Genomic DNA, 23,578 nt, shown 5'->3' with positions numbered 1-23,578 from the left:
CCGTGCAGTCCTGCCGCGTGCGGGGCTGCTCCCGTGTTGCCCAGCAGGCGCAGCGACGTGTGCGCCGTCCGTGAGATCCCGAGGAGGTGTCGGCCGTGTCCGAGGTCGGACGCCACCGCATCGTGCGCCCCGAGGACTTCGCCGCCCTGAGCCCGGACAACCTCGAGGCCCGACTGCTCGGCAAGCCGGCCACCATGGCCCGCCGCGACGTCAGCCGCGGCGCCGAGGTCTCGCTGCTGTCGGCCCGCAAGTTCTGGCACGCCCTGGGGTTCCCGATCGTCGAGGACGACGACGCGATGTTCACCGAGGCCGACCAGATGGCCCTCATGGCCGTGGCGCGGCTCGTGCGCGAGGAGGAGCTCGACGAGGCGACCGCCCTCGCGATGACCCGGGCCTTCGCGCGCACCACCGACCGGCTCGCGGTCTGGCAGACCCAGCTCATGGCCGAGGCGCTCGCCGACCCGGCGCTCGAGGCGGCCCTCGACGAGGCCGACGCCCGCGGCGCCCCCGACCTCGCCGCCGCCAAGGCGGCAGCCCGCAAGCTCGCCGACATGGCCGACTCGCTCGAGCCCCTGCTCATCTACGCCTGGCGCCGGCACCTCACCGCCGCCATCTCCCGCATGCTCGCCGACGCCGACCCCCAGCAGTCGGCCCAGGGCGTGCGCCGCGTGGTCGGGTTCGCCGACCTCGTCAACTTCACCTCGCTGGTGCGCCGGATGACCGAGCGCCAGCTCGCGGTCATGGTGCAGCGGTTCGAGGCGCTCGCGACCGACATCGTCACCGCCCACGGCGGCCGGGTGATCAAGACCGTGGGGGACGAGATCCTGTTCGTCACCATCGACGCCGCGCCCGCCGCCGCGGTCGCCCTCGACCTCGTCGAGACGATGGCCGAGGACGACCTGCTCCCGGACGTGCGGGTCGGTATGGCGGTCGGCCCGGTCCTCTCGCGCCTCGGGGACGTCTTCGGCACCACCGTCAACCGCGCCTCCCGGATCACCAGCGTCGCGCCGGGTGGCGGCGTGCTCGTCGACGACGCCCTCGCCACGGCGCTCGCGTCGCTGTCGGGGTTCGAGACCACCGCGCTGCGCACCCGCACGCTGCGTGGCATCGGTCGCGTGACCCCGAGCGAGCTGCGCCGCGCCACCGGCGGCCGCCTGGCCGGCCGCACCCCCACGCCGCCCCCTGCACCCCCACGAGAGGACACCCCATGACGACGACCATGGTCCGCATCGAGCGGCACGGAGACGGCGGCCACGTCGCCGAGCTGGTCCTCGACCGCCCCGAGGCGATGAACGCGGTGTCCACCGAGATGGCGCACGCCCTCGGACGCGCGGCCCGCGAGCTGGCCGAGGACCGCACCGTGCGCGCGGTCGTCGTCAGCTCGACCCACCCGAAGGCTTTCTGCGTCGGTGCCGACCTGAAGGAGCGCAACTCCTTCACCGACGAGGACCTGCGCGCCCAGCGCCCGCTCGCGCGGGCGGCATACCGCGGCGTGCTCGACCTGCCCGTGCCGGTCGTGGCGGCCGTGGACGGGTACGCGCTGGGAGGTGGCTTCGAGATCGCGCTGTCCTGCGACCTCGTCATCTGCGGCGAGGGCGCAGTGGTCGGCCTGCCCGAGGTGTCCGTCGGGGTCATCCCCGGAGGGGGCGGCACCCAGCTGCTCACCCGCCGCATCGGCTGGTCCCGCTCGGCGCGGATGATCTTCACCGCCGAGCGCTTCTCCGCGGCCGACGCCTGCGCCCTGGGCGCGGTCGACGAGGTGGTGCCGGCCGGCTCGGCCCGCGAGCGGGCCCTCGAGCTCGCGACGACGATCGCGGCCAACTCGCCGGTCGGCGTGCGCAACGCCAAGGCCGCGATGCGCCGCGGCTTCGACACCGACCTGGCCGCCGGGCTGGAGCTCGAGGACGAGCACTGGGCCGCGACGGCGTTCTCTGCTGACCGTGCCGAAGGTGTGTCCGCTTTCAACGAAAAACGCCGTCCGGAGTGGCCTGGTCGCTGATCTGGCTCGTCGTTCCCTACGATCACCCCATGACCCGTGTGCTGTTGGCCGAGGACGACCCCGCCATCTCCGAACCGCTGGCCCGTGCGCTGCGACGAGAGGGCTACGACGTCGACGTCCGCGCAGACGGCCGTGCGGCCCTCGAGGCCTCGGCGGAGAACCCGGACCTGGTCGTCCTCGACCTCGGCCTGCCCTACGTCGACGGGCTCGAGGTGTGCCGCCGCATCCGTGCGGAGGGCCGTACCGTCCCCGTCCTGATCCTCACGGCCCGCGCCGACGAGGTCGACACGGTCGTCGGGCTCGACGCCGGCGCCGACGACTACGTCACCAAGCCGTTCCGCCTCGCCGAGCTCCTGGCCCGGGTCCGGGCCCTGCTGCGGCGCAACCCCACCGACGCGCCGTCGGCCAACGAGCTCGTCCGCATCGACCCCGAGGGTCGGCGCGCGTGGTTCCAGGAGGAGGAGCTGCAGCTCACCGCCAAGGAGTTCGACCTGCTGCGCGTGCTGGTCCGCGAGCAGGGCAAGGTCGTCTCCCGCGAGCAGCTCATGCGCGAGATCTGGGAGACCGCATGGTTCGGCTCGACCAAGACGCTCGACATGCACATCTCCGTCCTGCGCCGAAAGCTCGGCGACGACGCCGCCCAGCCCCGCTACATCGCCACCGTGCGTGGTGTCGGGTTCCGCTTCGAGCGCGGCGACGAGGTCTGAGCGCCTGACATGCGTCAACAGCTGATCCGCTCCACGGTCCTGGCCGTGGGACTCGCGATCGTCATCACGATGGTGCCGGTGGCCGTGGCGATCTGGCGCGCCACCGTCGCCGGCCGTGGGGTGGTCGCGACCTGGCTCAGCGCCGGGACCCCGACCGAGACGTCCCTGCGACTCGTCGGCATCGCCGTCGCCCTGTCGGTGCTCGCCCTCGGCGTGGGCGTGTTCGTCGCGATCCAGCAGGCGCGTCGCCTCTCCCGTCCGATGACGCAGCTCGCCGACCGGGCCGAGCGGCTCGGTGCCGGTGAGTCGCGGATCCAGCCGCTGCACTCGGGCATCGCCGAGCTCGACCAGGTCTCCCAGGTCCTCTCGCGCAGCGCGCAGACCCTGACGAAGTCGCTGGCGTCCGAACGCGACTTCGCCGCCGATGCCTCGCACCAGCTGCGCACGCCGCTCACCGCGCTCCTCATGCGCCTCGAGGAGATCGCCGCCACGGACGACCTCGAGGTCGTGCAGGAGGAGGCCAACATCGCCATCGCCCAGGTCGAGCGGCTCACCCGGGTCGTCGACGACCTCATGTCGCGGACCCGCCGCGGTGGCGACGAGCCCAAGGCGACCGTCTCCCTCGACTCGGTCATCGCCGCGCTCCAGCGCGAGTGGCAGCCGGCCTTCGAGCAGGCGCGGCGCAGCGTCCGGGTGCACGGGGAGCGGGGCCTGGTCGTCCAGGCCACCCCGGTGGCGCTCTCGCAGGTGCTGTCCACGCTGCTCGAGAACTCCCTGGCCCACGGTCGCGGCACCGTGGACGTCGCTGCCCGGCGCTCCGGCCCGTCCGTCGTCGTCGAGGTGACCGACCAGGGCGAGGGGGTGCCCGCCACCATCGCCCCGCACATCTTCGAGCGCTCGGTCACGACCAGCGGCACCGGCCTCGGCCTGGCCCTGGCCCGCGACCTCGCCGAGTCCAACGGTGGCCGGCTCGAGCTGATCCAGGCCCAGCCCGCGATCTTCGCGCTCTTCCTCAGCGAGTCCGACGCCGCCTGAGGGGGATCCGCTGCGGCGGGGGCGTCACTCGGACAGGGGCGAGGTGTCCGCGAGGGGTTCGTGGCTGAACACGAACCGGCGGTAGGCGTAGAACCGGAACAACGTGCCGAGCGCGATGCCGATCATCTTGGCGAGGTTCTCCGCGACCCAGCCGGTCTCGCCGGCGACGACCTGGTTGGTGACCCCGACGCAGAACGCCTGGATGAGCAGGGCCACCCCGTTGGTCAGCGCGAACAGCAGCGCCTCGTGGTGCACCGGACGGTTGCGGCGGTGCCGGAACGTCCACATCCGGTTGCCGACCCACGCGACCACGGTGGCCACGGCGGCCGAGATGATCGTCGCCACCACGGCGTGCGACAGCACCCAGTCGCCGGTGCCCTGCAGGACGGTGCGGCGAAGGAGGTTGAACCCGCCGATGTCGATGACGAAGGCGACGGCCCCCACGACGCCGAACTTGATCATCTCGCGGTAGAGGACGTCGACGGTCCCACGCAGGCGCGTGAGGACGGAGGGGGTCGCAGACACCAGCGGAGCCTATCGACCGATGCCGTGCGGCGCGTGCCCAGCACCGCGCCCTCGGCCCAACGGGGGAGGCCGATATCCTCGCCGTCGTGACGTCACCGCAACGCGCCCCCGGAGGGTTCCCCGTCGTCGGCATCATCGGTGGCGGCCAGCTCGCCCGGATGTGTGCCGGACCCGCTGCCGAGCTGTCCCTGACCCTGAGCGTCCTGGCCGAGGCGCCGGATGCCGCCGCGGCACAGGTGATCCCGTCGGCGCCCGTCGGGGACCACACCGACGTCGAGGCCGTCCTCGCCTTCGCGGCCGAGTGCGACGTGGTGACCTTCGACCACGAACACGTCCCGCCGGCGGTCCTGGACGCCCTCGTGGCTGCGGGGGTACCGCTGCACCCGAGCCCGGACGCCCTGCACTTCGCGCAGGACAAGCTGGCCATGCGCGAACGCCTCACCGAGATCGGCGTTGCCTGCCCGCCGTGGGCCAGGGCCCTCACCGCGGACGAGGTGACGGAGTTCGGCGACCGCACGGGGTGGCCGGTCGTCGCGAAGACCCCCCGCGGCGGCTACGACGGCAAGGGCGTGCGGGTCATCGGCTCGGCCGACGACGTCGCCGACTGGCTCGAGCAGGTCGGGCAGCCCGGTGCCCTCGCCGACGGCGTGCTGCTCGAGGAGAAGGTCGACTTCGTCCGCGAGCTCGCGGTCCTCATCGCCCGCAGCCCCTCCAACCAGGCTGCGGCCTGGCCGGTGGTCGAGACGGTGCAGACCGACGGCATCTGCACCGAGGTGCTGGCCCCGGCGCCCGGACTCGACGCGGACCTCGCGGCCGTGGCCACCGAGGCCGGCCTGCGCATCGCCGAGGAGCTCGGGGTCACCGGGGTCTTCGCGGTGGAGATGTTCGAGGTGCGCGACCCCGCGACGGGCGCCGCGGCATACGTCGTCAACGAGCTGGCCATGCGCCCGCACAACAGCGGGCACTGGTCCATGGACGGGGCGGTGACGGGCCAGTTCGAGCAGCACCTGCGCGCGGTCCTCGACCTCCCGCTCGGCGCGCCCACGCCGCGCGAACCGCACACGGTCATGGCCAACGTGCTCGGTGGCGACTTCCCGGAGCTGTACCCCGCCTACCGTCACATCATGGCCAGGGACCCCGGTCTCAAGGTGCACCTCTACGGCAAGTCGGTCCGTCCGGGCCGCAAGATCGGCCACGTCACCGTGAGCGGAGCCGACCTCACCGACCTGCGCGCGCGGGCCGGCCACGCCGCCGACTACCTCGCAGGAGTGATCACCGAATGAGCGACGCCGCCACCACCCCCCACTCCGAGCCCCTCGTCGGCCTCGTCATGGGCAGCGACAGCGACTGGCCGGTCATGGAGCTGGCGGCCACGGCGCTGGAGGAGTTCGGGATCGCGTACGAGGCGGACGTCGTCTCGGCGCACCGGATGCCCGACGAGATGATCGCCTACGGCCAGCAGGCCGCCGACCGTGGCTTGCGCGTCATCATCGCCGGAGCTGGGGGAGCCGCCCACCTGCCCGGCATGCTCGCCGCCGTCACGCCGCTTCCCGTCATCGGGGTGCCGGTCCCGCTCAAGCACCTCGACGGCATGGACTCCCTGCTGTCGATCGTGCAGATGCCGGCCGGAGTGCCGGTGGCCACCGTCTCCATCGGCGGCGCCCGCAACGCAGGACTCCTCGCGGCTCGCATCCTCGCAGCAGGGGAGGGTGAGCTCGCGGCCGGACTGCGTGAGGCGATGGTGCGGTTCCAGTCCGCGCTGCGCGACCAGGCCCACGCCAAGGGAGCGGCCCTGCGCGAGCGCCGCGGCACCGGCGGCTGAGCGGGGTCGTCCGTCTGGTCAGACCTTCGCGGAGTGGGCGATTTGTCCCGCATCGTGGGGTTACGGTGCGTCGCACCCTTCCCCCGCACCCGTCCGAGAGGGTCCCCCCATGCGCCCTGCCCGCCTCACCGTCCCCGCGCTGGTCACCAGCGCCCTGCTCGCCCTCGGCACCACCGCCGCCACCGCCGCCCCGTCCCCCGAGGCGAAGGGCACCCGCGTCGCCTCGACCGCCGCGGTCGCCGCCGTCACCACCTCACGCCTGTCCGGCGCCAACCGGTACGCGACCTCGGTCGCGATCTCGAAGGCCAACTTCGCCCCTCCGCAGGACACGGTCGTCGTCTCCTCGGGGCAGAACTTCCCGGACGCGCTCGGCGCCGGTCCGTTCGCGGCCCTCGTCCAGGCCCCCCTGCTGCTCGTCCCGACCTCGGGCAAGCTTCCGGCCGAGATCGCCGCCGAGCTGGACCGTCTGAAGACCAGGGACGTCATCGTCGTCGGTGGCCCGGGGTCGGTCAGCGACTCGATGCTCACCCAGCTGGAGAAGCATGCCGGCAACGCGATGGCCTACCGGTTCGCCGGCAGCAACCGGTACGCGACCGCCGCCTCCCTCACGGATGCCTTCGAGACGCCGCTGACCGGGGTCCCCGTCTACCTCGCCTCAGGGACCACCTTCCCCGACGCACTCGGCGGTGGAGCGGCGGCCAGCGTCGCAGGGGGGTACCTGCTGCTCACCGGTGCCACCAAGCTCCCGCCCGAGACAGCGGCCGCCCTCAAGCGGATCAAGCCCTCCGAGATGGTCGTCCTCGGTGGGACGGGGGCGATCTCCACCAGCGTCCTCGGTGCCGCGAGGTCCGCGGCCGGGCTGGCCAACGATGCCGTGCGCCGCATCGGCGGCAAGGACCGCTTCGCGACAGCGGCGCTGGTCTCGCAGGGCACCCTCCGCTCGGCCACCGAGGTGCTGCTCGCCGACGGGATGTCCTACCCCGACGCCCTCTCCGGGTCGGCGGTCGCGCCCTACTTCGGCGGCCGACCGGTGCTGCTGACCCTCAAGGACTGCGTCCCGGCGGCCACGCTGGCAGAGATCACTCGGCTCGGTGCCACCAAGGTCACCGCCCTGGGGGGGACGGCCGTGGTCTCCGACCGCGCCCTCGCGCTCACGCCCTGCTGACGGGCTCGGCCGTCGTCGGCCGTGTGGTCAGCGGGCCATCCCGGAGGAGCGGACGGTGCGCCACTCGATGCGGGGGCAGGTGTCCATGACCACGCCGAGGCCGGCCTCGCGGGCGCGCGCGGCCGCCGCCTCGTCGGCCACCCCGAGCTGCATCCAGATCGCGTCGATCTGGAGCCGGTCCTTCTGGGCGATGACCTCGTCGACGAGCGCCCCGACGTGCTCGGAGTTGACGAAGCAGTCGACGACCTTGATGTCCGTGCCGTCCGGGATGTCGGCCAGGGTGGCGTAGCCCTGCTCGCCGTGGACCGTCTCGGCCCGAGGGTGCACGGGGATGAGCCCCTTGCCGAGCTCGACCTTGAGCCACCGGGACACCCCGAACGCCTCGCGGTCCTGGTTGTTCGACAGTCCGACGACCACCCAGATGCCGGGATCGACCAGCAGCTCGCGGACCAGCTCGGGGTCGTTCTGGTGCTTCAGGCTCATGAAGGCCAGCATCACACGTTCCCCCGGAGGCGCAAGGCTCCCGACTGCCACGGTGCCGTCACTGCGCTGCAACGATGCCACCACTGCGCTGCCCCCGGCTGCCAGAGGGCGGCCACGGGGCGTGCCGTCGCGTCGCCGGGGAAGCCCTAAGATCGTTCGCGGACCCCAACCGTGAAGGAACACCGTGAAGATCACCGTAGTCGGCCTCGGCAAGATCGGCCTTCCCCTGGCCGTGCAGTTCGCCAAGTCCGGGCACGACGTCCTCGGCGCGGACGTCAGCCAGCCCGTCGTGGACCTCGTCAACGCAGGGACCGAGCCGTTCCCCGGTGAGGCGCACCTGGCGGAGTACCTCGCCGAGGTCGTGCCGGCCGGGCGCCTCGTGGCCACCACCGACACCGCCGACGCCGTCTCCCAGAGCGACGCGGTCGTCGTGGTCGTGCCGCTGTTCGTCGACGCGGAGGCCCGCCCCGACTTCGGCTGGATGGACTCCGCCACCGACGACATCGCGCGCGGCCTCAAGCCCGGCACCCTGGTCATCTACGAGACCACCCTCCCCGTCGGGACCACGCGGACCCGCTGGAAGCCCCGCCTCGAGGAGGGCAGCGGCCTGACCGAGGGCAGCGACTTCCACCTCGTCTTCTCGCCCGAGCGCGTCCTCACCGGCCGCGTCTTCGAGGACCTGCGCAAGTACCCCAAGCTCCTCGGCGGGCTCTCCGAGGCCGGGGCCGCCAAGGCCGTCGAGTTCTACGAGCAGGTGCTGCAGTTCGACGAGCGCCCCGACCTCGAGCGTGGCAACGGCGTCTGGGACCTCGGGACGGCCGAGGCGGCCGAGATGGCCAAGCTCGCCGAGACGACGTACCGCGACGTGAACATCGGGCTGGCCAACCAGTTCGGTGCGTTCGCCGCGAAGAACGGCATCGACGTCTTCCAGGTCATCGAGGCCAGCAACTCCCAGCCGTACAGCCACATCCACCGTCCGGGCATCGCCGTCGGCGGGCACTGCATCCCGGTCTACCCGCGGCTGTACCTGTGGAACGACCCCGACGCCACGGTCGTGCGTGCGGCCCGTGAGGCGAATGCCGCGATGCCCGCCTACACGGTCGGCCTGACCGTCGGCGCCGCCGGTGGCAGCCTCGCCGGCAAACGAGTGGCCGTGCTCGGTGCGTCCTACCGCGGCGGCGTCAAGGAGACGGCGTTCTCCGGCGTCTTCGGCACCGTCGACGCCCTGCGCGAGGCCGGCGCGGACGTCGTCGTCCACGACCCGATGTACACGGCCGAGGAGCTCGCGAAGTACGGCTGGGACGCCTACACGCTCGGTGACCCGGTCGAGGTCGTCGTCATCCAGGCCGACCACGCGGCATACCGCGAGCTGTCCGCCAAGGACTTCCCGGACGTGCAGGTCGTCGTCGACGGCCGGCGCATCCTCGACCCGGCCAGGTTCGAGGACGTCCGCTTCCTCGTCGTCGGCCAGGCCGAGAAGGTGGGCTGACCGTGGCGGTCCGGATCGTCGACTCGGCCGACGTCGCCGACGGCGCCGACGGCGCGACGATCGGTGACGGTTCGTCCATCTGGCACCTCGCGCAGGTCCGTGAGGGCGCCGTCCTCGGCGAGAACTGCGTCGTCGGGCGTGGGGCGTACGTCGGCACCGGGGTGCAGATGGGTGACAACTGCAAGCTGCAGAACTACGCCCTCGTCTACGAGCCCGCCGTCCTCGAGGACGGTGTGTTCGTGGGTCCGGCGGTCGTGTTCACCAACGACCACTTCCCCCGTGCCGTCAGTCCTGACGGCACCCTGAAGACCGGCGACGACTGGGAGGCGGTCGGGGTCACCTGCCGCACCGGCGCGTCGATCGGCGCCCGCAGCGTCTGTGTGGCACCGGTGACGATCGGACGCTGGGCGCTCGTCGCCGCTGGCTCCGTCGTCACCAAGGACGTCCCCGACTTCGCCCTCGTGGCCGGGGTCCCGGCCAGGCGGATCCGCTGGGTCGGCAAGGCGGGCGTCCCCCTCGAGCAGAACGACTCCGGCACGTGGGTCTGCCCGCAGACCGGAGACCAGTACACCGAGCACGACAACACCCTGACGGAGGCCGTCGCACCATGACCGAGTTCATCCCCCCTGCCAAGCCGCTCATCGGCGACGAGGAGCGCGAGGCGGTCGACCGCGTCCTGCGCAGCGGCATGCTCGCCCAGGGCCCGGAGGTGAAGGCCTTCGAGGAGGAGTTCTCCGCGCACTTCGGCCTCGGCCGCGCCTGCGTCGCCGTCAACTCCGGCACCTCCGGCCAGCACCTCGGCCTGCTCTCCTCCGGCGTGAAGGCGGGGGACGAGGTCATCGTCCCGTCCTTCACGTTCGCCGCGACGGCCAACTCCGTCGCGCTGACCGGTGCCACCCCGGTCTTCGCCGACATCTCGGCCGACGACTTCTGCCTCGACCCGGCGGCCGTCGAGGCGGCGATCACCGACAAGACCGTCGGGATCATGCCGGTCCACCTCTACGGCCACCCGGCCAAGATGGACCAGCTCATGGCCATCGCCGACAAGCACGGCCTGCAGGTCTACGAGGACGCGGCCCAGGCCCACGGCGCCTCGCTGAACGGGACCCCGGTCGGAGCCTTCGGCACGTTCGCGATGTTCTCGCTCTACCCCACGAAGAACATGACGTCCGGTGAGGGCGGCATGGTCTCGGTCGCGAACGACGAGGTCGAGCGCCTCATGCGGCTCTACCGCAACCAGGGCATGGAGAAGCAGTACCACAACGAGGTCGTCGGGTTTAACACCCGCATGACCGACATCCACGCCGCCATCGGTCGCGTCCAGCTGACCAAGGTCGGTGCCTGGACCAAGCAGCGCCAGGAGAACGCGGCGTTCCTCACGGCCAACCTCGAGGGCGTCACCACGCCCCCGGTCGCGGACGGCGCGGTGCACGTCTACCACCAGTACACCGTCCGGGTCCCGCAGGACCGCGACGGCCTCGCCGCCGCCCTGCGCGAGGAGCACAACATCGGCTCGGGCATGTTCTACCCGGTGCCCAACCACCGCCTCGCCCCGTTCGTGGGTGACGGGACCGTCGACCTCCCGGAGACGGAGAAGGCCGCGGCCGAGTGCCTGTCGCTGCCGGTCCACCCGTCGCTGAGCCAGGACGACCTCGAGCGGATCGTCGCCGGCGTCAACGCCCTCGCCAAGGCCGGTGCCTGATGGCGAACCTGCGCGCCGGCCTCATCGGCCTGGGCATGATGGGCCGCCACCACGCCCGGGTCCTGGGCTCCCTGCCGGGCGTCGACCTCGTCGCCGTGGCCGACCCGGGTGGTGACGCCCACGGCGTCGCCGGCAACCGCCCGCTCGAGGACTCGATCGAGGGCCTGATCGCGCACGGCCTCGACTACTGCATGGTCGCCGTCCCGACGATCTACCACGAGCCGGTCGGCCTGGCCCTGGCGGCCGCCGGGGTGCACGCGATCATCGAGAAGCCGCTGGCGCAGGACACCCCGTCCGCCGTCCGCCTGGCCACGGCGTTCAAGGACGCCGGTCTCGTCGGTGCCGTCGGCCACATCGAGCGCTACAACCCGGCACTCCAGAGCGCGCGGGCGCGCCTCGAGGCCGGCGAGCTCGGCGACGTCTACCAGGTCACCACCCGCCGGCAGGGCCCGTTCCCGGCCCGCATCGCCGACGTGGGCGTGGTCAAGGACCTCGGCACCCACGACATCGACCTGACGGCCTGGGTCACCCAGCAGACGTACACGTCGGTGTCGGCGCGCACGGCATACAAGTCCGGTCGCGAGCACGAGGACCTCGTCGCCATCGTCGGCCAGCTCAGCGGGGGCACGGTCACGAGCCACCTGGTGAACTGGCTGTCGCCGCTCAAGGAGCGTGTCACGATCATCACCGGTGAGCGCGGGACGTTCGTCGCAGACACCCTCACGGCCGACCTCACCTTCCACGCGAACGGCGAGATCGCGACCACGTGGGACGCGATCTCCAAGTTCCGTGGGGTCTCCGAGGGGGATGTCGTCCGGTACGCCATCGCCAAGCCGGAGCCGCTGCGGGTCGAGCACGAGAACTTCCGCGACGCGGTGCTCGGCAAGGACGCGGACATCGTCACCATGGAGCAGGGGTTGACCACCGTCCGCGTGGCCGAGGCCTGCATCGAGTCGGCGAAGACCAGCCGGACCATCGACCTGACCGACGCCGTCCCGGCCCTCTAGGACGACGTGACCACGGCCCTGCGGCGCGCGGTGAGTCGTCTCGCCCGCACCCCGGTGCTCGAGCCGGCCGCCCTGTGGCTGCGCCGGCGCACCTTCCCGGGCACCGCTGCCTACTGGGAGCGGCGGTATGCCGCGGGCGGCACCTCGGGGGCCGGTTCGTCCGGCCCCCGGGCCGCGTGGAAGGCCGAGGTCGTCAACGGCTGGGTGCGCGAGCTGGGGGCCACCTCGGTCGTCGACCTCGGGTGCGGTGACGGGCAGCAGCTCGCGCTCGCGGAGTACCCGCGCTACCTCGGCATCGACGCGTCCGCCACGGCGGTGCGCCTGTGCATGGAGCGCTTCGCCGGTGACCGCGACAAGAGCTTCCTGCACCTGCCGCCGGGGGAGTTCACCGACCCGGCCGGCTGGCTGCGCGGAGACCTGGCGCTGTCGATGGAGGTCCTGTTCCACCTCGTGGAGCAGGAGGTCTTCGAGGACTACCTGCGGACGTTGTTCGCCAGCGCGGAACGCTGGGTGGTCATCTGCAGCATCGACCGGACCGACGTCCGGAAGGCCGCGACGGAGCAGCACCGTTCGTTCTCCGAGTGGATCGCCGTGCACGAGCCCGGCTGGCGGCTCCGCGACCGCCGTGACCCCCCGGAGGGGGTCGACCTGATGTCCTCGCTGTACTGCTACGAAAGGGTGTCATGACCCCCGTCCGCCGCCTGCCCCTCCGCGTGGTCGGGGCCCGCCGGTGACCCGTCCGGTCCGCGTCGCGTCGCGCTTGTTCTCGCCGGAGGTGGCTGCTGCGGCGTTCCGGCTGCGCGTGCTGTCCGACGCCTTCGACTCCCTGGGCCACCCCGTCGAGGTGCTCACGACCACCCCGCCCGGGGGCCTCGTCCCCGACGACGGTCCGCTGCGGGTGAGCCGGTGGCCGGCGCTGCGCGACGAGCAGGGCAACATCCGGGGCTACCTGCACTACCTGTCGTTCGACCTGCCGCTGGCGATCCGGTTGCTGGTGCGACGCCGCCCGGCGCTGCTCGTCTGCGAACCGCCACCCACCACCGGCCTGGTCGTGCGCGTGGCGGCCGCGATCCAGCGGGTGCCCTACGCCTACTACGCCGGCGACGTCTGGTCGGACGGCGCCGCGTCGATGGGCGCCCCCGCTGCGATCGTCAAGGTGCTCCGGGCGGTCGAGTCCTGGGTCATGCGTGGGGCCAGCAGCGTGCTGTGCATCAGCGACGGCGTCGCCGAACGCGTCGCGCACCTCGGCGTCGAGGCCTCCCGGATCGTCGTGGTGGGCAACGGCGTCGACACCGACGTCTTCACCCCCGAGGGGCCGGCACCCGAGGCCCTGGCCGAGGGGGGTGCGGGGCCGCTGTTCGTCTACACCGGCACGATGTCGGAGTGGCAGGGAGCCGAGGTGCTCGTGCGGGCCTTCGCAGCCTTCCGTGCCGCCGAGCCCACGGCGCGACTGGTCTTCCTCGGACAGGGCAGCGACGTGCCCCACCTGCGCCGGCTCTCGGACCAGCTCGCCCCGGGTGCCGTGGACTTCCGTGGCGTCGTGCCCCCGGCTCAGGCGGCGGCCTGGTTGCGCTCCGCGACGGCCGCGCTGGTGTCGATCAAGCCCGGCCAGGGCTACGACTTCGCCAAGCCCACCAAGGTGTATGCCGCGACGGCCTGCGGCACGCCCGTGATCTTCGCCGGCGCCGGCGCCGGCCACGAGCTCGTGCAGTCCCAGCGGCTCGGCTGGGCACCCGGGTACGACGCCGACGGGGTCGCGCGCGCGATGTCGAGCGCGTGGGCCCTCACCGAGGAGGAGCGGGCCCGCACCAGCGAGCACGTCGTCGCCTGGACGCACGGCCACGCCTCGCTGAGGACGATGGGTCGCCAGGCAGCTGAGGCCGCGTTGCGCGGCGCCGGCCTGTCCTGACGAGCTCAGCCCGCGCGGTGCGGGAGCCGAACCCGGGTCAGCGGCGCTGGGCGGTGTGGATCGCCTCGACCACGCGGGTGGCGGCGTCGCCGTCGCCGTAGGGGGTCTCGTCGGTGGCGGCCGGGGTCGGGCGCTGGACGAGGTCCCTGAGGTCGTTCGGGTCCTGGACGAGCACGTTCCAGCCGAGGTCGACCGTCTCGGTCCACTCGGTCTCGGTGCGCACCGTGGTGCACGGCACGCGCAGGATGAAGGCTTCCTTCTGGAGCCCGCCGGAGTCGGTGATGACGCCGGCGCTGGCCATGACGTTGCGCACCAGTGCGGGGTAGGGGATCGGGTCGGCCACGGTGACAGAGCCGCGGTCGAGGTCGATGCCGAAGTCGGCGGCGCGCTGGCGCAGCCGGGGGTGCGCGAACAGCAGGACCGGCGCCTGCACGCCGGCGAGCCCGTCGATGATCGTCCGCAGGCGGTCCGCGTCGTCGGTGTTCTCGGCCCGGTGCAGGGTGGTGACGTAGTAGGGCTGCTCGGGGTCGACGCCCGCGGGCAGCTCGGCCGGCCGGTCGGCGACGGCGTCGCGCACCCGCAGGAGCACGTCGGTCATCACGTCGCCCACCATGACGCTGGAGCCGGCCAGTCCCTCGGTGCGCAGGTGGCCCATCGCCACCTCGGTCGGTGCCAGGCACAGGTCGGCGGCGTGGTCGGTGAGGACGCGGTTGTGCTCCTCGGGCATGCGACGGTTGAACGACCGCAGGCCGGCCTCGAGGTGGGCGAGCGGGATCCCCATCTTCACCGCGCTGAGCGTGCCGGCGAGGGTGGAGTTGGTGTCGCCGTAGACGAGCACCCAGTCGGGGCGGGTCTCCTCGAGCACCTCGTCCATCGCGGCGAGCATGGCCCCGGTCTGGCGCCCGTGCGAGCCGGAGCCGACCGCGAGGTGGCGGTCCGGTGCGGGGATGCCGAGGTCGCGGAAGAACACGTCGGACATGTTGATGTCGTAGTGCTGGCCGGTGTGCACGATCACGTGCTCGTCGCCCCGGGCCGCCATGGCGGTCGCGACGGGGGCGAGCTTGACGAACTGGGGCCGGGCGCCGACCACGCTGAGGATCTTCACGGCCGGTCACTCTAGCGGCCCGCGATCCGGGGTCCGTGGGCGACCGATCCCGCCGGGACCTGGCCTGGACCTGGCCGGGCAGCGGAGGCAGGGGGTCGCTCTGCTCAGCGGAACCCGGGCAGCCGGTCCTTGACGGCGGCGGGCAGCGGCAGCAGCCGCAGGTCCTTGCGCGACAGCGTCCACCACGCCAGGCAGAACGCCGCGGCCACGACCGGCTCGAGGTAGACGGGCAGCTCGAGGGTGCGCTCGGCCACGAGCAGGCCCACGATCGTCACCGCCCCGGTCAGGCCACGCGCCGCCAGCCCGAGCCACGCGTGCCGTCCCTTGCGCCACTCGGCGAGCAACGGCACGCTCGCCGACACCGCGGAGCCGAGGAGGAACCCGACCGCCACGCCGTCGACCCCCATGCCGGGGGTGAGCAGCCACCACGACAGGCCGCCGACGCACAACCCGGCGAAGGCGGCGCCACTGGTCAGCTGCATCGCCCGGCGGGAGCGGGTGGCGAGGGCGTTGATGCTGGCGACGGCGACGTTGGTCAGCATGAGGGCGAACACGAGGACGGGGAGGATCAGCGACTCGGGGTCGAAGTCCTTGCCCCACAGGACGGTCATGACCAGCCGCGAGCACAGGATCAGCGAGCCGAACATCGTCACCATGACGAGGACGAGGACCCTCGTCGCCTGGTTGGTCTGGGCCTTGAAGTTCACCAGGTCCCCGCGGCCCCAGGCCTCGGCGAGCGACGGGAAGAGCACGAGGCTGAGCGACGCGGCGAGCATGGACGCGGGGGTCGCGGTGGCCATCGCCGCGGCGAACTGGCCGGCACCGGCCTGGTCGAGACCCTTGGCCACGACCATGGCGAGCTGGAGGAAGCCTGCGCTCGCGAGCGTCCCGGCGACGCCGACCAGGACGACCTGGTCCATCTCGCGCTTGAGCGCGGGCTCGAGCCGGGCCGTGCGGTCCACACCCCGCGGCCACCCCGAGAGCGTGTACACGCCATACGAGAGGGAGAGGGCGAGCAGGAGCGCGGGGCCACGCACCCCGGCGAGCAGGAAGGCCGCCAGGGCCACGAGCCCGGAGCCGGCGCTGAGCAGGTCCCACGTCGTGGCGCGGGCGACCTGCCCCGTGCCGAACTGGACCCCGCGGATGAAGCTGTAGCCGGAGTAGGAGGCGGTGAACACCGCAACCCACAGGCCGTCGATCCAGCGGCCGTCGTCGTAGTAGACCCAGAACGGGGCCGCGACCCCGGCCAGCAGCAGGCTGGACTGCAGGGCACGGCGACGGAAGTGGGTGGCGACCGCGTGCAGCTCCTCGAGGTTGCCGGAGCCGCGGGCCCGGGCGAGGTACTTGGACGCGACGCTGCCCGTCGTCGTGGGCCACATCAGGGTCAGCAGCGAGGCGGTGGAGATCGCGGCCTGCACGGTGCCGAGGACGAGCTTGCCGGCGATGCGCCCGATGAGCCAGCTGGTCGCGAACCGCAGCACCCCCTGGGCGAGGAGGCCGACCGTGCTCAGCGCCCCGCGCTGGGCGAGGCTGTGGGCGGTCGGGGTGTCGAGCCGGAGGGGGCGGAGGTTCTCCACGATGGAGGTGCCCAGGGCCCGTGTTCTCACGCGACGACCCTACCTGCGTCGGCCCTAGACTCCGTCCGGTGACTGCCGACCTGCCGATCGCCAGCGCGGACGCGTCGTCCGCAGCCGACCGACCCCGGGTCGCCGTCGTCCACGGCACCCTGCGCGTCCCGCCGACGTACTTCACCATCCAGCACGCTGTGCCGCTGGCCGACCGCTTCGACTTCACCTTCTTCGCGCTCGCCACCGACGTCGCCGAGGGGGCCTCGCCGTTCCCCGTCGTCGACGCCCTCGGCCTGCACGGGAGGCCGTTCCGCGAGCGCGAGTTCCTCCTGCCGCTCGTGCTCGGTCGACTGGCGTCGGCCGTCGAGCACTTCGACCCCGCCCTCGTCCACCAGCACTTCGGCACGTGGTCGCTGCCGGCGCGGCGATCCGTCCGACGGCTGCGCGTGCCACTGGTGGCGACGCTCCACGGCTCCGACGTGTTCACGTCGAGCTACACCGGCCGTGACCCTCGGTACCGCTGGCATCGCGCCAACCTCGCCGGTGTCTTTGCGGAGGCCGACCGGATCCTGTGCGTGAGCCGCTTCCTCGCCGACGCGGCGGTGGCGGCAGGGGCGCCACCGGAGCGGGTCGAGGTGCACCACCAGGGGATCGACACCGACTTCCTGACGCCGGCCGACCCGGGTGCTTCGGCAGATCGTGGGCCCGGACCGTCCGCGACGTCGACAGGCGGTCCTCCGCGGGTGGTCTTCGTCGGGAGGCTCGCGGCATACAAGGGGGTGCCGGACCTCGTGGAGGCGTCGACCGCGCTGCGGGCCCGCGGCGTCGAGCACGAGCTGGTCCTCGTCGGTGACGGCCCACTGCGGGCGGAGCTCGACGCGCTGGCCGAGCGCGAGCAGCACGTCGGCGTGACCGGCTCGTTGGACCGGGTCGGTGTGCGCGAGCAGCTGCGCGCGGCGCACGTCGTCGCCCTGCCCAGCACGCCGCGCGAGGCCGCCGGGCTGGTCCTGCTGGAGGCTCAGGCCTGCGGGGTCCCCGTCGTGGCCTACGACGGGGGCGGCAAGCCCGAGATGCTGCGGCCGGGGGCGACCGGCCTGCTCGCCACCCAGGGCGACGCGGCAGACCTGGCCGTGCGCCTGGAGGAGCTGCTCACCCTTCCGGCCGCGGACCACGAGACCATGGGCCGGGCCGCGCGGGAGTTCGTCGTCGCTGAACGCAGCCTGGCCGTCAGCGCCGAACGCCTCGGGGAGCAGTACCGCTCGCTGCTCGGGTGACCCGTCGGCGGTGCGCTCAGGCCGTGCGTCCGGCGAGGAGCCTGGTGACGATCGCGTGCGAGGTCGCGACGTCGGTGTCACTGCTCAGGGCCTGCGCGTGGGCGTGCGCCGACTGCTTGGCGGCCACGATCCGCTCGGGCGTCAGGGTCCGCAGCGCGGCGACCAGACCCTCCTTGGAGTAGTCCGCGGCGACGACCCCGAGGTCGTTCTCCGTCACGAACCGGGCCATCTCCGGAGACGGGCTCACCGCGAACGCGAGCCGGGCCTGGAGGAAGTCGAACAGCTTGTTCGGCAGGCAGTTCTCCATGTTGAAGTTGTCCGGTGGCAGCGAGAACACCCCGACGTCGTACTGGTTGAGGGTCTTCGGGAGGTCGGCCGGCGGCACCGGGTCGTGGATGGTGATCCGGGGGCTCTGGGCGGCTTGCTCTCGCAGGGACCTCAGGAACTTGCCACCGTCGCCCGCGGCGACGAGGTACAGGTCCAGGGTGACGTGCTCGAGCTCGAGGGCCGCGTCCACGAGCATGCCGAGGTTGCGGTTGGGCTCGGCGCCACCACTGTGGGCCAGCCGTATGGTGCCGTCGGCCGGCAGCGGGGTGGGCGTGAGCTCGGTGAACGGCCGGGCGTTGCGGACCAGCTCGGGTCGGACGCCGTACACACGGGCGTACTCGTCGACGAGGCTCGCTGCCACCGTCGTGACCGCCGCGCAGCGCGGCAGGTAGGTGCGGCACATGTAGTCCATGAGCGGGGCGACCATGGTCCGCCAGACGAAGTACTGGTCCCGCTGGCCGGGGGCCCACTCGTGCATGTCGCCCCACACCGGCGGGGACCCGCCGGCGTCGGCGATCGCGAACGCCAGCGCGAGCGCCCGGGCGTCGTTCGCGACGACCAGGTCGAAGGACTGCCCCCGGAGCCGGGACAGCGCGAACTGCACTGCGGGGGCGTCGAGCTCGGCGCTGCGCAGCCGGTGCAGGCCGAGCTTGACGACGCCCTTCGGGGTCTGCGGCAGCGTGAGGGCGGCGTCGGGGACCTGCACGTGCTCGGCCGCTCCCTGCGGCTTCGGGCCGTAGCCCACCGTGACCACGTCGCCGTGCTCGGCGAGCACCGCGAGCTGGCGCAGGACGCGCGCGTCGCGGGAGATGGGGGACAGCGAGATGCACAGGATGCGGGGGGTGGCCACGGCCCCGATCCTAGGTGGTGGTCGTGGTGGCTCCGGTGTGTAGTGTCGGGTCGCCGCAACACCCACGAACCAGGAGTGGTCGCATGAAGTTCGGACTCTTCGTCCCGCAGGGCTGGCGGATGGACCTCGTCGGCATCGACCCCTCGCAGCACTGGGGGGTGATGGCTGGATTGACCCGTCGAGCCGACGCGAACGAGGACTGGACCTCGATCTGGGTCTACGACCACTTCCACACCGTGCCGATCCCGAGCGAGGAGGCGACGCACGAGGCGTGGACCCTCATGGCCGCCTTCGCCGCTGTCACCGGGCGGGTGCGGCTCGGACAGATGTGCACCTGCATGGCCTACCGCAACCCGGCCTACCTGGCGAAGGTCGCGGCCACGATCGACATCATCTCCGAGGGACGAGTCGAGATGGGTATCGGCGCCGGCTGGTACGAGCACGAGTGGCGGGCCTACGGCTACGGCTTCCCCCGCGCCGGCGAGCGTCTCGCCGCCCTCGACGAGGGCGTCCAGATCTTCCGCCAGATGTGGACCACCGGCTCGGCGACCTTCGAGGGCAAGCACTTCCAGGTCGACGGCGCCCGCTGCTACCCGCAGCCGCTGCAGGGCACCGCCGTCCCCGGGTCCAAGGGCAACGGCATCCCGATGTGGATCGCGGGCGGTGGCGAGAAGAAGACGCTGCGGATCGCGGCGCAGTACGCCGACTACACGAACTTCGACCCCAGCCCCAAGGGCTTTGCGGCCAAGAGCGCGATCCTCAAGGGACACTGCGACGACGTGGGCCGTGACTTCGGCGAGATCGTCCGCAGCGGCAACCTCAACGTCTTCATCGGGAGCAACGAGCGCGAGGTCGACGACCGGTTCGCCTCGATCCGTGACCGCCTGCTGTCGGTGGGGACCCCGGAGGCGCGGGTCGACGGGCTGCTCGCCGAGTACCGCGACTCCGCGACCGTCGGGACGCCCGAGCAGATCGTGGAGAAGCTCGGCGCGCTGCAGCAGCTCGGCATGACCTACGCAATCCTCAACTTCCCCGAGGCCGCCTACGACACGACCGGCATCGCCATGTTCGAACGCGACGTGATGCCCGAGCTGCTCGACCGCGAGGAGCACGGCCACCTCTGGCACCTCGGCCGCCGCTGAGGCGGCCCCGGGGCATGGTCCTGCTCGGTGACCCCGGCGTGGCGCAACGCACGCCGGGGCACTGCCCCAGGCGGCATACCAGCGGGTAACCTGACCTCGTGAGCACAGGGAACCCCGACTTCGACCTCTTCCGGATCTCCGAGGACCACGAGGCGCTGCGCGACGCGGTGCGCGCGGTCGCCGAGGACAAGATCGCGCCCTACGCGGCCGCCGTCGACGAGGAGGCGCGCTACCCGCAGGAGGCGCACGACGCCCTCGTGGCGTCGGACTTCTTCGCGCCCCACATCGCCGAGGAGTACGGCGGCGTCGGCGCCGACGCGCTCGCGACGTGCATCGTCATCGAGGAGGTGGCCCGCGTCGACGCCTCCGCCTCGCTCATCCCGGCGGTCAACAAGCTCGGCACGATGCCGCTGATCCTCGCGGCGAACGACGACGTCAAGAAGCGCTACCTCACGCCGGTCGCCGCGGGGGAGTCGACGTTCTCGTACGGCCTGTCGGAGCGCGAGGCCGGCTCGGACACCGCCGCGATGAAGTGTCGCGCCAGGCGCGACGGTGACGACTGGGTCCTCAACGGCCAGAAGTCGTGGATCACCAACGCCGGTGTGTCCGAGTACTACACCGTCCTGGCCGTGACCGACCCGGAGGGCCGCCGCGGCGCCAACGTCAGCGCGTTCGTCGTCGAGAAGTCCGACGCGGGGTTCACGTTCGGCGAGAAGGAGCGCAAGCTCGGCATCAAGGGCAGCCCCACCCGCGAGCTGCACTTCGACAACGTCCGCATCCCCGGTGACCGCATCGTCGGCGCCGAGGGCGAGGGGCTCAAGATCGCCCTGCGCACCCTCGACCACACCCGCGTCACCATCGGTGCGCAGGCCGTCGGCATCGCCCAGGGCGCGCTCGACTTCGCCATCGGGTACGTCAAGGAGCGCAAGCAGTTCGGCAAGCACATCGCCGAGTTCCAGGGCATCCAGTTCATGCTCGCCGACATGGCGATGGCCGTGGAGGCCGCTCGCCAGATGGTCTACGTCGCGGCCGCCAAGTCCGAGCGCGGTGACAAGGACCTGCCGTTCTTCGGGGCTGCCGCCAAGTGCTACGCCTCCGACGTCGCCATGCAGGTGACCACGGACGCGGTGCAGCTGCTCGGTGGCGCGGGGTACGTGCGCGACTTCCCGCTCGAGCGGATGATGCGCGACGCGAAGATCACGCAGATCTACGAGGGCACCAACCAGGTCCAGCGTGTCGTGATGGCCCGCCAGCTGCTGGGCTGACCCGTCGGACCGGCCGAACCTGGCCCGTTCGGTTCGTTTTGTCCGCATTCACTCGGACGCGAGCCCGGCGACGGTTACGGTGTCCCGTGTGTCACGAGTGAGAGCCATGTCCGGTGCGTTGCTGGCCGCCGCCGTTGCGGTCAGCGTCATGGCTGCATCGGCCACCCCGGCCAGCGCCGATGACCGCAACGTCGAGCCCGGACAGCTTGCGGCTGCAGCGGCGGGCGGTGGGCTGGTCGCTGGGATCACCCGCCCCACCATCCAGGTGACCCTGCTCGGTGGCGCGAGCGTCCTCCCGGACACCTTCCGCGACCGTGCCGACGTCGTCGCCGGCGACTCGCGTCGCATCGCCGGCTCGGACCGGTTCCGGACGGCCGTGTCGGTGTCCCGCGCGATGGCCCCGAACGGCGCCGGCGAGGTCGTCCTCGCCTCCGGTGTCGACTTCCCCGACGCGCTGTCGGCCGCCCCGCTCGCCTCACGGCTGAGGGGGCCGCTGCTCCTCGTGCCGCGCGATGCCCTCCCGTCGTCCGTCGCTGCCGAGCTCGCCCGACTGTCGCCGACGCGGGTCACCGTGGTGGGTGGTCCCGGCGTGGTCTCGGCCCGGGTCGCCGATGCAGCCCGCGCCGCTGCAGGCGGCGCCTCGGTGGCACTGCGCCGGATCTACGGCTCCGACCGGTACTCCACTTCCGCGAAGGTGGCGGGGTACTTCGCCGCCGGCGGGGCCGGAGCGGTGCTGGCCTCCGGGGCCGCCTTCCCCGACGGTGTCTCGGCGGGTCCGGTCGCGGCGGCCCTGCGCGGACCGCTCCTGCTCACGCCGCCGACGTCGCTTCCCCCTTCGGTGGGCGAGCAGCTCGTGCGGCTCGCGCCCGGCCGCCTGGTCGTCGCGGGTGGCACCTCGGCCGTCTCCGCACGCACCGTCGCTGCCGCCGAGTCGGCCACGGGCGCCACGGCCGAGCGCGCGTCCGGCGCCGACCGGTATGCCACGTCGTCCGCCCTTGCGGCCATCGTCGCCCAGCTCCGGAAGGCGACGGGGGCGTACCTCGCAACGGGTCAGGGATTCGCCGACGCCCTCGTCGGTGGTGTGGGTGCCGCCACGCAGGGCGGCCCCGTGCTGCTCACCGCCCCGGGCAAGGGGGCGCTCGCGTCCGTCGCGGCAGACCTCGCTCGCTCCCGCAGGGTTGGCACCTGGCTCCAGCTCTCGCTCGACCTGCTGGCCCGCCAGCAGAAGCAGCCGCCGACTGCCTACGTCGCCTACGACGCGGCATACCAGGCTGCCTCGATCGCCACGCTCTACGGCTGGGGCTCGTCCGAGGCGCTGGCCCAGCTCTCGCGGCTGCGCAGCGTGAAGAAGCCTGACGGCGGCTACGGCATGGAACGGGCCTGGGACGCGTTCAGCGACGGCTCGGTGAACCCGCCCGACACGAGCTACCTCGTGTCGGTCACGGACCACGCGGGAGTGGGCCTGCTCGTCGGGCTCCGCGCCGGGGCGGTGCAGGCCGCCGAGGTGGGTGACCTCGTCGACCTGGTCATGGCGTGGCCCCGCGTCACGGGGGACGAGGACTGCCTCGCGTACTCCACGGCTGTCACGGATCGGCGGTTCTGCGTCTACAACGTCAACTCGTCGGCGTCGTGGTTCCTCCAGTCGGCGTGGGACGCCGGGGTGCGGCGACCCGGTCAGCAGGAGCTGGCCCAGCGCCTCTACGCGCACGACGTCTCCAAGGCCTCCGGCGGCTGGTGGCCCTACAGCTCCAACCACCTCACCACCCGCCAGGACTGGAACCACAACGCGGCGATGATCGACTTCCAGTTCCAGCTCGACGTCGAGGCCGGCCGGGCCTCCCTGGCGTCGGTGATGCCCGGCGGCTGGGTGCACCCCGACCGGTCGACGGTCAACGACGTGCAGGGCTACATGCGTCTGCTCCCCTACGCCTGCTCCTACCGCGACGGCGTGCCCGAGGCAGCCCGGATCCTGGCGGCCAAGCAGAAGGACGCCAGCGAGTCGGGGCAGCTCGCGCTGTGGTCGATCCGCACCACCGCCTCCTGCGGCCCGAACTGACGGCCCTTCCGACCCGGCTCCCTGCGGTCGTTTGCGGCGGGATGTCAGCGAGGAGAGGCGAATTCGACCTTTGACCTGCGACTGACAGTGCCTGAATGCGCACGGTTCCGATGGGCTTCAACCCATTGATGCGTCTTTGGTGGAAGTG

General features: G+C 72.4%; 22 protein-coding genes. 17 read left to right on the top strand and 5 right to left on the bottom strand.

All coding sequences use genetic code 11. The features are described 5' to 3' along the window. The first annotated feature begins 95 nt into the window (after positions 1–95). The 4 genes from ACYVKF_RS01510 to ACYVKF_RS01495 are packed head-to-tail and all read left to right on the top strand — an operon-like array spanning position 96 to position 3,741. Complete coding sequence (locus ACYVKF_RS01510; protein ID WP_460964348.1) at positions 96–1,211, top strand: adenylate/guanylate cyclase domain-containing protein; 1,116 nt, start codon at positions 96–98, stop codon at positions 1,209–1,211. Next, positions 1,208–1,999: an enoyl-CoA hydratase/isomerase family protein gene (locus ACYVKF_RS01505; RefSeq protein WP_056916792.1), complete on the top strand. Its 792-nt coding sequence runs from the start codon at positions 1,208–1,210 to the stop codon at positions 1,997–1,999. Before ACYVKF_RS01510 ends, ACYVKF_RS01505 begins: the two co-directional genes overlap by 4 nt. 29 nt (positions 2,000–2,028) lie before the next feature. Continuing rightward, on the top strand, positions 2,029–2,706 hold the full coding sequence (locus ACYVKF_RS01500) for a response regulator transcription factor (protein ID WP_056917463.1): 678 nt from the start codon (positions 2,029–2,031) through the stop codon (positions 2,704–2,706). A gap of 9 nt (positions 2,707–2,715) precedes the next feature. Next, a complete protein-coding gene (locus ACYVKF_RS01495; RefSeq protein ID WP_460964346.1) occupies positions 2,716–3,741 on the top strand; it encodes a sensor histidine kinase in 1,026 nt (341 codons plus the stop codon). Between the two features lie 24 nt (positions 3,742–3,765). Here the strand turns inward: ACYVKF_RS01495 and ACYVKF_RS01490 are convergent, their stop codons facing one another. Next, positions 3,766–4,266, bottom strand: a complete 501-nt coding sequence (locus ACYVKF_RS01490) for a GtrA family protein (protein WP_235529118.1) — start codon at positions 4,264–4,266, stop codon at positions 3,766–3,768. Between the two features lie 86 nt (positions 4,267–4,352). Between ACYVKF_RS01490 and ACYVKF_RS01485 the strand changes: the two genes are divergently transcribed. The 3 genes from ACYVKF_RS01485 to ACYVKF_RS01475 all read left to right on the top strand — a co-directional run bounded on the left by ACYVKF_RS01485 (position 4,353) and on the right by ACYVKF_RS01475 (position 7,253). After that, positions 4,353–5,549, top strand: a complete 1,197-nt coding sequence (locus ACYVKF_RS01485) for a 5-(carboxyamino)imidazole ribonucleotide synthase (RefSeq protein ID WP_056916795.1) — start codon at positions 4,353–4,355, stop codon at positions 5,547–5,549. Further along, positions 5,546–6,088, top strand: coding sequence for a 5-(carboxyamino)imidazole ribonucleotide mutase (gene purE / locus ACYVKF_RS01480; RefSeq protein WP_460964343.1), 543 nt, complete (start codon positions 5,546–5,548; stop codon positions 6,086–6,088). Before ACYVKF_RS01485 ends, purE begins: the two co-directional genes overlap by 4 nt. A gap of 109 nt (positions 6,089–6,197) precedes the next feature. After that, positions 6,198–7,253, top strand: coding sequence for a cell wall-binding repeat-containing protein (locus ACYVKF_RS01475; RefSeq protein ID WP_056918676.1), 1,056 nt, complete (start codon positions 6,198–6,200; stop codon positions 7,251–7,253). A 27-nt stretch (positions 7,254–7,280) separates the two neighbouring features. On the opposite strand, the gene ACYVKF_RS01470 is transcribed toward ACYVKF_RS01475, so the two are convergent. Then, positions 7,281–7,736 carry a CoA-binding protein gene (locus ACYVKF_RS01470; protein ID WP_056918859.1) on the bottom strand — a complete coding sequence of 152 codons (456 nt, stop codon included), beginning with the start codon at positions 7,734–7,736 and terminating at the stop codon, positions 7,281–7,283. 184 nt (positions 7,737–7,920) lie between these two features. On the opposite strand from ACYVKF_RS01470, the gene ACYVKF_RS01465 reads away from it, so the two are divergent. From ACYVKF_RS01465 to ACYVKF_RS01440, 6 genes are read left to right on the top strand one after another with little or no spacing between them, the layout of a single operon-like run. After that, a complete protein-coding gene (locus tag ACYVKF_RS01465) occupies positions 7,921–9,225 on the top strand; it encodes a nucleotide sugar dehydrogenase (protein ID WP_056916798.1) in 1,305 nt (434 codons plus the stop codon). A gap of 2 nt (positions 9,226–9,227) precedes the next feature. Continuing rightward, positions 9,228–9,836: an acyltransferase gene (locus tag ACYVKF_RS01460; protein ID WP_460964340.1), complete on the top strand. Its 609-nt coding sequence runs from the start codon at positions 9,228–9,230 to the stop codon at positions 9,834–9,836. Then, positions 9,833–10,927, top strand: a complete 1,095-nt coding sequence (locus tag ACYVKF_RS01455) for a DegT/DnrJ/EryC1/StrS family aminotransferase (RefSeq protein ID WP_056918678.1) — start codon at positions 9,833–9,835, stop codon at positions 10,925–10,927. Before ACYVKF_RS01460 ends, ACYVKF_RS01455 begins: the two co-directional genes overlap by 4 nt. After that, the gene (locus tag ACYVKF_RS01450; RefSeq protein WP_056916801.1) at positions 10,927–11,934 is read left to right on the top strand and encodes a Gfo/Idh/MocA family protein; all 1,008 of its coding nucleotides are present in this window, start codon (positions 10,927–10,929) and stop codon (positions 11,932–11,934) included. The genes ACYVKF_RS01455 and ACYVKF_RS01450 overlap by 1 nt, the downstream gene beginning before the upstream one ends. A gap of 6 nt (positions 11,935–11,940) precedes the next feature. Further along, positions 11,941–12,621 (top strand): methyltransferase domain-containing protein, encoded by a 681-nt coding sequence (locus ACYVKF_RS01445; protein WP_460964337.1) that lies wholly within the window; start codon positions 11,941–11,943, stop codon positions 12,619–12,621. A 43-nt stretch (positions 12,622–12,664) separates the two neighbouring features. Continuing rightward, complete coding sequence (locus tag ACYVKF_RS01440; protein ID WP_460964335.1) at positions 12,665–13,843, top strand: glycosyltransferase family 4 protein; 1,179 nt, start codon at positions 12,665–12,667, stop codon at positions 13,841–13,843. Positions 13,844–13,880: 37 nt separating this feature from the next. Here the strand turns inward: ACYVKF_RS01440 and wecB are convergent, their stop codons facing one another. Both wecB and ACYVKF_RS01430 read right to left on the bottom strand, forming a co-directional pair. Continuing rightward, complete coding sequence (gene wecB / locus ACYVKF_RS01435) at positions 13,881–14,948, bottom strand: non-hydrolyzing UDP-N-acetylglucosamine 2-epimerase (RefSeq protein WP_460964333.1); 1,068 nt, start codon at positions 14,946–14,948, stop codon at positions 13,881–13,883. 104 nt (positions 14,949–15,052) lie between these two features. Then, positions 15,053–16,555, bottom strand: a complete 1,503-nt coding sequence (locus ACYVKF_RS01430) for a lipopolysaccharide biosynthesis protein (protein ID WP_460964331.1) — start codon at positions 16,553–16,555, stop codon at positions 15,053–15,055. A 38-nt stretch (positions 16,556–16,593) separates the two neighbouring features. Between ACYVKF_RS01430 and ACYVKF_RS01425 the strand changes: the two genes are divergently transcribed. After that, entirely contained in the window at positions 16,594–17,790 is a 1,197-nt protein-coding gene (locus ACYVKF_RS01425) for a glycosyltransferase (protein ID WP_460964329.1), read from the top strand. A gap of 16 nt (positions 17,791–17,806) precedes the next feature. Here the strand turns inward: ACYVKF_RS01425 and ACYVKF_RS01420 are convergent, their stop codons facing one another. Then, entirely contained in the window at positions 17,807–18,967 is a 1,161-nt protein-coding gene (locus ACYVKF_RS01420) for a glycosyltransferase (RefSeq protein WP_056916807.1), read from the bottom strand. An 83-nt stretch (positions 18,968–19,050) separates the two neighbouring features. Between ACYVKF_RS01420 and ACYVKF_RS01415 the strand changes: the two genes are divergently transcribed. The 3 genes from ACYVKF_RS01415 to ACYVKF_RS01405 all read left to right on the top strand — a co-directional run bounded on the left by ACYVKF_RS01415 (position 19,051) and on the right by ACYVKF_RS01405 (position 23,430). Continuing rightward, positions 19,051–20,109 (top strand): LLM class F420-dependent oxidoreductase, encoded by a 1,059-nt coding sequence (locus tag ACYVKF_RS01415; RefSeq protein WP_460964327.1) that lies wholly within the window; start codon positions 19,051–19,053, stop codon positions 20,107–20,109. A gap of 98 nt (positions 20,110–20,207) precedes the next feature. Further along, a complete protein-coding gene (locus ACYVKF_RS01410; protein WP_056916809.1) occupies positions 20,208–21,374 on the top strand; it encodes an acyl-CoA dehydrogenase family protein in 1,167 nt (388 codons plus the stop codon). 88 nt (positions 21,375–21,462) lie between these two features. Continuing rightward, positions 21,463–23,430 carry a cell wall-binding repeat-containing protein gene (locus tag ACYVKF_RS01405; RefSeq protein ID WP_460964324.1) on the top strand — a complete coding sequence of 656 codons (1,968 nt, stop codon included), beginning with the start codon at positions 21,463–21,465 and terminating at the stop codon, positions 23,428–23,430. Positions 23,431–23,578 lie beyond the last annotated feature (148 nt).

Source organism: Pedococcus soli (assembly GCF_054782575.1).
The sequence above is the reverse complement of the archived record's forward strand: the minus strand, read 5'-3'. Positions and strand labels throughout refer to the sequence as shown.